Genomic DNA, 7507 nt, shown 5'->3' with positions numbered 1-7507 from the left:
ACTCATTGACTATCTGGATTACTACAATAACCGGCGTATTAAGGCAAAGCTAAAGGGCCTGCCGCCTGCAATTCACAGACAACAAGCCCTTTCGGCTGTTTGAACTATTTTTATTTCAAATTATTGTCTAACTTTTTGGGGTCACTTCACAAGTAGCATCCCGTGCCATTATTCCTTTTTTTAAAAAAATTCAAGAAATTCTGAAGGATTCTCCCCAAAATGTCATTCGGCGAATTAACGGGAAAATCATGCGTGTTCATGCGTATGAATGGAATCATATGAATGAGGATTATTTGGTTGTTCCAATTGGTAAACTCAAAGAAAAAAATAAACCATTTGGAAGTGATCCCACGACGCAAAAACTGATCGACATTCCGCAGGAAATGTTCGATGTTAATTCTGTTGCATACCATAAGCGATATCGTGTCGCCCTGTTGTCATCAAATCTTGCAGGACCTAATGATAATGACATTGAAGATTATCTTAATTCATATCTTCCCACTGATGCAGAGTATAAAATTCGTCTTCGCCCTATAATGCGCAATATAGCACTTGAGAAAATTCGTGATGCCCAGGAAGCACGGAGCGTGACAATTTCTTTAAATATAGGTCGACCACTGAACGATTTTCTTTCCGGTCAAGTGCACGGCGAAAGAAATGCTCTGGGGCATCTTAAAGCATTGATGGAATTTTCTAAAACAACATTAGAGTCTAATACTTTTACGCTAACACTTGGGCTGGGTAAAAAGAAAAAAGCAACACTTGATATAGGAGCACTTATTGAACTTTTAGAATCTATCAACTTGGATGCAAACTGTATTGACGAGATAGCTGTTAATTATCGCAATAAACCGGACGAGAAAATTGATATTGCAAAACTAAAAGACAGCACTGCGGTTTTGAAGATATTCTTTCCCATCAAGGGAACACAGTTAGGAACCGAGTATATTTTGAATAATATGGACGAAATCTTGAGGAACGAACGACAAAAATATTACTCGCAGGTGAAAGAACACTTTTTGAACGCAACTGACATTGGTGATGATTATGAAATTAACAAAGTCTGGGAAGAGATGCCTGTTGTCTAAACTTACCGCTATAATCTCTTTAGTATTGAAAAATTGCAAATTAGAATTGCTGATAATTGTGCTTGGAATCCTATGCATTAATTTGCCTTGGGATTTGTCTGGAATAGCAAAAATATTATCGGGTTATTTTGAAGAATCCCGGTGTTCTGGAATAGCTGGTGTTGCATCGGTTATTATTGGAATATATGTGACAGTATGGTCGATTTTCGCAACATCTGCGTCAAAAATAAATGCAGAACTACTAAAAAATAGAGTAGAGGGCCAACTGTTTTTCTTGATTGCAATAGGCTTAGGCGAAGCATTTATAACGACAGTACTGTGTGTGTTTATTCCACAGGAAATCCCACACTATCCCGAATTGATAGCATTACTTACCACACTTACGTCCGCTTCGTTTCTTAAGTTTGTAATACTTATAATGATGATTACAAAACTTAATATAAAGTATATTGTTCAGGAGATTGATATACAAAATGCAATCTGTACAGAGACACAAATCAAGCTGGATGAAATTTACCAACGAACAGTAGATGGAAAAAGTAAATTTTAAGTATTGTGCTATCAGGATGGTCAAGCATAACACTTTCTGAACCCAACAGATTTCAAAAGGCGATTCTTCGGCTTATTCTGCAATTTGATACTTGATGTGATTTCCGTATTTTACCGACCGTAGTAGCCACAGCTTCTCGAACTTGAGTACAAATCCGCAAGTGGTTGCGTAGGCCGCGTTGCCAAAAGCTTTCTCCAACTGTTGGGTGGAAAATTGGTTATTCCCATAAGCGGTGAAGACAAGTTGCCGCAGAGCCTGCTAATGGACATGTTCGTTTCTCAGCCGTGTTCGTGAAATTCTGCTTTGCCAGCCATTCCCTTTCCTTTCCTCTTCGGTTTCGGGAATGTCTATCCGCTCGATCTTGAAGATCACTGGCCGGGTCCCGTCGTCGCAGCAGGTGATCATCATCTGCTTATCATTGGTCCATTTGTGCATGATGGACCTGCCCTGGAGGGCTGTGAGACATACCGGCTGATAGCGTCCCACGTTTCCCCGTAGAATTGCCCGTTTATCAGGTGGTAAAAATCGTCCCGCGCTGGGGTTCGCTTGAGCAAAAGGTATCTCCCTTCCCAAAGCAGGGGCAGGGACCTGACTCGGAATCCGCAAGATACTTCTCCTGGTACTCCGGGAACACCTTGGTCTCCTTCTGCATTCGTGCTGCATGGTTTCACCCTCCCTGGTATTTTACATTCCGTCCGGCAGGATGTGGCAGACTATCTTTTGATCCCGTTGTATCTGGGGAAGACTCTGCTGACAAAGAAGATCAGATTGGGACATTAGGCGTATCAGTATTTAACAAGCTATAGACAAAGAATAGCGCCCGCTGAAATCTGTGGATGTTCAGCGGGCGGTGTTTCGTTCAGGGGTCCTGTTCGGGGTACCTGCCATAGGCGTTTGTCCAGTGTTTTGCCGCATTCAGGAAGGCGGCGTGGCCGTGGGCGCGGATGAACTCCAGCGCCTGCCGGTACTTGCCGTATTTGTAGCCGGGGTGGCTGAGGAAGGATTGAATGGTCTCGCAGGACTCGTACTCTCCGCAGTCCCCGCAGGTGATGTGGCCTCTGGTCAGACAGCATTTCTTCATCCTGCATTTGGCCCTGCTCTGGTCCCGGGAGCCGTCCAGGTACCCCGGCTTGCAGCCCTTGCAGGTTTTCAAATACTCGCGGCAGGTGCCGCAGTAGGCGCCGCAGCAGCCGATTTCCTCTGTACCATTCATAGGGAGGAACTCCCTTCAGAGCGATAGAGTTTCAGAAAATCGCCGACGCTCTCCTCCACCGCGCGGAGGGATGCCTCATCGCCGTATGGGATGTTGATGCATCGCTTTCCCTTTTTGCAGGCGGGCAGGCCCTCAGCCAGACGGTTCAGAAACACCTCGTCGGAAAAATGGATGGAGAAATGGTTTTTCGCGGCGGAAACCGCCACATATCCCTCATACATCTTCTTCCCCAGCAGCCACATGGGCATGGAAAAGGAGATTTTAGGAGTCAACTGCGGGTATTCTGTACTCATAAAGTCAATAAATGCGCTGACATGCTGCCGCTGCTCCTCATTCAGCGACGCCACATACTCGGAAACAGAAGCTGCGCCCATATCGTACCTCCAAGTGTTTACTGGGATTGCTGCCGGTCCCACTCTTTTTTCAGAATGGCGTACTGCACCGTGTTTTCATATCGGGGCGTGCCGTCGGGATTGTTCACGAAGGTGATGAATTCCAGGAACAGGCCCTCCCGGCGCATGCCCAGTTTTTCGCACAGGTGCTGACTGGCACGGTTATAGTCCTCGGTGTAGGCGTAGATGCGCCTTGCGCCCTTCTGGGAGAAGAGATAGTCAAAGAAGGCCTGGGCCGCCTCGAAGGCGTACCCCTTGCCCTGATAGGACTCGTTCAGCATCCAGCAGGGGCTGAAGGTGTCCCGTGGGGCGTCCTCGCCCGCGTGGGGCTCGCCCGCCTCCGGATAGGCGTCGATCTCGCCGATGACCTTGCCGCCCTCCTTCAGGGTGATGGCGAAGTAGTACTCCGTCTCGCCCAGGCGCTTTTTCATTTCCTCCCTGGCCTCGTCCAGGGAGTGCAGCTTCATGCCGGCAAAGCAGTTGACCGCGGGCTCTTTCAGATACTCATAGACATCCGCCGCGTCACCCTCCAGAAAGGGACGCAGGATCAGCCGTTTTGTCTCGATCACCATACTTCGTTACCTCAATCAAATAAAATGGAATACAGCGGCGCCTGTCTCTGCAGGCAGGTACTTTCACCAGTGCAGCTCACATTTCCCGGAGGCACTGTGAAACTTCCACTGCAGATAGTATCGGCTGGTTTGTCCATCCAGATGGATCGACTGGGTGGGATTTTGACTGCTGAGTTGCAGGAGCGGCTGCTTGTTCTGATCCAGCAGCAGGACTTCCACCTGGCCTTTGGTCAACTGGGCATCCAAGGCAAATGCGTAAATCCTGTTTTCATAAAAGCGCCCCATGTGCCTGACCCATCCGGTGCAGGCATCCAGCTTCACCTTATCTGCGGTTTTCCCGGGCAGGAATACAAACACAATCGCATTGATGCATTTCGTGGTCGCAATCGCACCCCAATAGTAGGGAAATCCCTTAAAGATCATGCACCCGTCCTCCCGCATATCAATCCCTTGCCCGTTCCGGAATTGTCTTGAACAAATAGTATCATAAAAGTTAAGAAAAATCCGCCAAAATCACAAAATTTTGACGGATTTTGGTCCGAGTGGGGAGACTCGAACTCCCGGCATCTTGCTCCCAAAGCAAGCGCGCTACCAACTGCGCTACACCCGGATATGAAATTTTCCAATTGTGGTCAAACATGTGGTCAACGCCGATTTTTGACCAGTTACCGGCGAGGGGAAAGTACCGTCAGCCCAAGTGTCCCAAGGCTTTCCGGGGTTTCTGAGGACTTTGGCTCGAACCCGGGCCTCACGCTCCCAAATGTGTGGCGCAACCTTCAGCCAGCACTTTTCCGTCCTCTTTGCCCCTTTCCTCTGCTTCGGCAATTCCTCTTTAGAACTCTTTTGCCCTGTTTGTTTCAAGAAAACCTTTCGTCTTTTGGGATTTGTATGGGAGGGGTTTCTGTGTATTAAAAGATGTTCCGCCCGGTTTGAGGGGCAACGGCAGGCTGGATCACCTCAGTGGAGGGGCGCAGGAATTGCGCCGCATAAACAAAGAATAAGGTACTTTTTTACAAGCAGCGTGGAAAGGTATTTCATTTTACCATGCCGCCGCGCAAAAGACAACAAAGGCATACACGGGGCAATAAAGTAGTGGCTATTTCTCTCTTTCTGTGGTATTGTTCGGTTGCCGAAGGGAGGCGACAATATGCAGAAAGAAACGAACCTCACGGTAGGCCAGTGGTGCGACCGCTGGTTCTGCGAGAACCGAAGCAGATGGAGCGGCAGCACTGTGGGCGGATACCGCAACCTGATCTACCGCCACATTCTCCCCGGAATCGGGGACATCCCGCTGGCGGAGCTGACCGGAGACACCGTCACCAGCTTCTATGACAGCCTACGGAGCCAGGGACTCAGCGCCAGAAGCGTCTGGTGCGTCCATCTGCTCCTGCGGCGCTGCATGGACGAGGCGGCCCGCGACCAGCGCATTCCCTACAATCCGGTGCGGCTCTGCCGGGAACCGTAGGCAGAAGTCTATCAAACAACTCCCCTGCGTCTGGGGCAGCTCCAGCGGTATCTGAACGCGGCGGAACAGCTGGGCACACTCCCTCTCATCTACACAGGACTCTCCAGCGGCCTGCGGCAATGTGAACTCATCACCTTGTCGTGGGCCGATTTTCATATCCGTTGCCGGTACATCCTCAAGGGACAGCGCCTGCTGACCCTCAACAGCAAGGCGGAACATCTGCTGGAGCGGGTACCGGAAACCGGCCGCTATGTGTTCCTCAACCCCAAGACCGGAGCGCCGTATCAGCTCCACGAGTTCTACTACCTCCACGAGCGGATTCTGAAACAGGCGGGCCTGCCGTAGGTGGCCTTCCGGAATCTGCAGCGCCAGTGCAGGGAGGTGAGGATATGATGCTGAAAGACTATATCCTCCGCTGGCAGGAGGTCTATGGCAAGAAACAGAGCAGGCCCACCACCTATGCGGCCCACGGTTATCTCTTCAAAAACCACATCCTCCCCGGATTAGGGGACATACCGCTCTCTGAATTGACGGTGGAGCAGGTGGGAGACTTTCTGGAGGAGCGACGGCGCTTTGGCGGTCACCGCCCGGAAAGCCCCGAATATCCAGGGCTGGGGGAGCATACCATGCGGCACATCCACCGCCTGCTCCAGCAATGCCTGAACCAGGCCATCCGGGACGGACTGATAGCGGAAAACCCCGCTCGAGCATTTCACTACTCCAAGCCCAAGAAGGTCAGCGCCAATGTGCTGACGCCGGCAGAAGTAGAGGACTATCTGGACGCGGCGGAGCGGTTGGGCCACCTCCCCATGTTCCTGCTGGCGCTGACGGCGGGACTTCGGCAGGGAGAGCTGATCGCCCTGAAGTGGAGCGACCTGGATGTAAAAGAGCGGACGCTGACCATCACCGAGAAACGCTCGGTGGAACGGCGGGAACTGGTAGAGTACGAGGGCGGCACCAGGACCGTCAGCCTGCCCCCGGAGGCGGTAGAACTCCTGCGCCTGGAACACGCCAAACACCCAGAAAGTCCGCTCATGTTCATGCACCCGGCCACCCAGCGGCCCTACTCACCCCAGATGGTGCGTCGACTGCACAATGAGATCATCCAAGAGGCTGGGCTGGATCACATCCGGTTCGCGGATCTCCGGCACACCTGCGCTGTCCTCTCGCTGAAAAATGGGATGGACACGAAATCGGTTTCTCAGATGCTGGGCCACTTCAGGACCGCAATGACCCGGCAGAACTATGCCCCTTACCTGGACCGCCCGACTGCCAAGAACGAGAATCGACCCGCCGAAGCGTCTCGGGAGGAGCTGCGGCAGGCGGCAGACATTCTGAATAACCTTCTGAAATTCTGATGGATATTCTGCGGAAGGTGTGGTATATGTTTGTGTCGCAAGGAGATGATGACGATGGAAAACGAACTGCTCAAGGGGCTGTATGACTGCTTCTATACCCCACCGGAACTTTCCGAGCAGGAGAACGAAGTGGAGGAGTGCCACAAGGCATTGATTGCGGCTCTGGAAAAGCCAGAGCGCAAGCTGGTGCTGCGGATCATTGACGCCCAGGACTCGATCATAGAGCTGACCTCCCTGGACAGTTTTATCGCCGGGTTTGAACTGGCGTGTAGGCTCTCAATAGAACTGCACAACGACGAAAGCGAGCGCTCATTCTCCTGGCGAACCAGGAGAGTGGGCGCTCGTTGCGTATCTGAGGAGGAACCGGAATAAAAACGAATTGCCCATTGCCGTAGCGATTGCCGCCAGTTTCGCCCTGTGGGCCGCTGTATCGCCCCAAACTGCAGTCGACAAGGATTACTACCTACACGAAGCCCAACGCCCGCAGCAATCGCGCCCCAAGCGACGATTCCGAAGTAGACAGAACCAAGACAGAACCAAGTTTGCTTCCAATTAATAAAAAGAAAGTGCTGCTTTACTCATGAATTGTGGATGGAATCAGCACTTTCTTTTCATTTGAAAAAGCAAATATGTGTTCGGATTTTAAGGGAATCAAACTGCTGGAAGGCTCTTTGTGCTCCATATGACTTGATGAGCAATAGTACGGCCTTTACGGGGTAACCCAGCAAGAAGGATCGAACAGGTGTGTAGCAGAAGTTATAGACAGGTGAGAAAAGCCAATTTTATAAAGATATTGTCTCGTATTTTTTGTCGAAATATGCTACAATTATCCAAAGCATCTATATGCAACGGTAGTTAGGGGGAGATAG

Annotated in this window: 12 protein-coding genes and 1 tRNA gene; 7 read left to right on the top strand and 6 right to left on the bottom strand. The window is 50.7% G+C overall.

All coding sequences use genetic code 11. The annotated features are described in order from the left end of the window. From JCM17207_RS12245 to JCM17207_RS12235, 3 genes are all read left to right on the top strand, one after another. Window positions 1-103 (top strand): IS3 family transposase (locus tag JCM17207_RS12245; RefSeq protein WP_238317913.1); only part of this gene is annotated, 103 nt, incomplete at its 5' end. Window positions 104-167: 64 nt separating this feature from the next. Next, window positions 168-1088 carry a DUF6731 family protein gene (locus tag JCM17207_RS12240; RefSeq protein ID WP_309295417.1) on the top strand — a complete coding sequence of 307 codons (921 nt, stop codon included), beginning with the start codon at window positions 168-170 and terminating at the stop codon, window positions 1086-1088. Next, the gene (locus JCM17207_RS12235; RefSeq protein WP_238317910.1) at window positions 1081-1638 is read left to right on the top strand and encodes a hypothetical protein; all 558 of its coding nucleotides are present in this window, start codon (window positions 1081-1083) and stop codon (window positions 1636-1638) included. Before JCM17207_RS12240 ends, JCM17207_RS12235 begins: the two co-directional genes overlap by 8 nt. 258 nt (window positions 1639-1896) lie before the next feature. Here the strand turns inward: JCM17207_RS12235 and JCM17207_RS12230 are convergent, their stop codons facing one another. The 6 genes from JCM17207_RS12230 to JCM17207_RS12205 all read right to left on the bottom strand — a co-directional run bounded on the left by JCM17207_RS12230 (window position 1897) and on the right by JCM17207_RS12205 (window position 4425). Then, window positions 1897-2073, bottom strand: a complete 177-nt coding sequence (locus JCM17207_RS12230; protein WP_238317909.1) for a TIGR04076 family protein — start codon at window positions 2071-2073, stop codon at window positions 1897-1899. A gap of 424 nt (window positions 2074-2497) precedes the next feature. Further along, a complete protein-coding gene (locus JCM17207_RS12225; RefSeq protein WP_238317908.1) occupies window positions 2498-2851 on the bottom strand; it encodes a DUF3795 domain-containing protein in 354 nt (117 codons plus the stop codon). After that, complete coding sequence (locus tag JCM17207_RS12220) at window positions 2848-3225, bottom strand: DUF1801 domain-containing protein (protein ID WP_238317907.1); 378 nt, start codon at window positions 3223-3225, stop codon at window positions 2848-2850. Before JCM17207_RS12220 ends, JCM17207_RS12225 begins: the two co-directional genes overlap by 4 nt. Window positions 3226-3242: 17 nt before the next feature. After that, the gene (locus JCM17207_RS12215; RefSeq protein ID WP_238317906.1) at window positions 3243-3815 is read right to left on the bottom strand and encodes a GNAT family N-acetyltransferase; all 573 of its coding nucleotides are present in this window, start codon (window positions 3813-3815) and stop codon (window positions 3243-3245) included. A 63-nt stretch (window positions 3816-3878) separates the two neighbouring features. After that, window positions 3879-4238: a hypothetical protein gene (locus tag JCM17207_RS12210; protein ID WP_238317905.1), complete on the bottom strand. Its 360-nt coding sequence runs from the start codon at window positions 4236-4238 to the stop codon at window positions 3879-3881. Window positions 4239-4349: 111 nt separating this feature from the next. Continuing rightward, a tRNA-Pro gene (locus JCM17207_RS12205) sits at window positions 4350-4425 on the bottom strand. A gap of 537 nt (window positions 4426-4962) precedes the next feature. On the opposite strand from JCM17207_RS12205, the gene JCM17207_RS12200 reads away from it, so the two are divergent. The 4 genes from JCM17207_RS12200 to JCM17207_RS12185 all read left to right on the top strand — a co-directional run bounded on the left by JCM17207_RS12200 (window position 4963) and on the right by JCM17207_RS12185 (window position 7010). Then, on the top strand, window positions 4963-5280 hold the full coding sequence (locus JCM17207_RS12200; protein WP_238317904.1) for a tyrosine-type recombinase/integrase: 318 nt from the start codon (window positions 4963-4965) through the stop codon (window positions 5278-5280). Between the two features lie 135 nt (window positions 5281-5415). Beyond that, window positions 5416-5625 (top strand): hypothetical protein, encoded by a 210-nt coding sequence (locus JCM17207_RS12195; RefSeq protein WP_238317903.1) that lies wholly within the window; start codon window positions 5416-5418, stop codon window positions 5623-5625. Between the two features lie 44 nt (window positions 5626-5669). Then, window positions 5670-6638, top strand: coding sequence for a tyrosine-type recombinase/integrase (locus JCM17207_RS12190; RefSeq protein WP_238317902.1), 969 nt, complete (start codon window positions 5670-5672; stop codon window positions 6636-6638). Window positions 6639-6686: 48 nt separating this feature from the next. Further along, window positions 6687-7010, top strand: a complete 324-nt coding sequence (locus JCM17207_RS12185; RefSeq protein WP_309295415.1) for a DUF6809 family protein — start codon at window positions 6687-6689, stop codon at window positions 7008-7010. Window positions 7011-7507: the final 497 nt, after the last annotated feature.

It is taken from the genome of Faecalibacterium gallinarum (genome assembly GCF_022180365.1).
Classification (GTDB): domain Bacteria; phylum Bacillota; class Clostridia; order Oscillospirales; family Ruminococcaceae; genus Faecalibacterium; species Faecalibacterium gallinarum.
This window is presented reverse-complemented; position numbering and strand designations above follow the sequence as displayed.

Coding starts and splice junctions, on each gene's coding strand:
- JCM17207_RS12230 (WP_238317909.1), bottom strand. CDS start 2,073: ATGCACAAATGGACCAATGATAAGCAGATGATGATCACCTGCTGCGAC.
- JCM17207_RS12225 (WP_238317908.1), bottom strand. CDS start 2,851: ATGAATGGTACAGAGGAAATCGGCTGCTGCGGCGCCTACTGCGGCACC.
- JCM17207_RS12220 (WP_238317907.1), bottom strand. CDS start 3,225: ATGGGCGCAGCTTCTGTTTCCGAGTATGTGGCGTCGCTGAATGAGGAG.
- JCM17207_RS12215 (WP_238317906.1), bottom strand. CDS start 3,815: ATGGTGATCGAGACAAAACGGCTGATCCTGCGTCCCTTTCTGGAGGGT.
- JCM17207_RS12210 (WP_238317905.1), bottom strand. CDS start 4,238: ATGATCTTTAAGGGATTTCCCTACTATTGGGGTGCGATTGCGACCACG.
- JCM17207_RS12200 (WP_238317904.1), top strand. CDS start 4,963: ATGCAGAAAGAAACGAACCTCACGGTAGGCCAGTGGTGCGACCGCTGG.
- JCM17207_RS12190 (WP_238317902.1), top strand. CDS start 5,670: ATGATGCTGAAAGACTATATCCTCCGCTGGCAGGAGGTCTATGGCAAG.
- JCM17207_RS12185 (WP_309295415.1), top strand. CDS start 6,687: ATGACGATGGAAAACGAACTGCTCAAGGGGCTGTATGACTGCTTCTAT.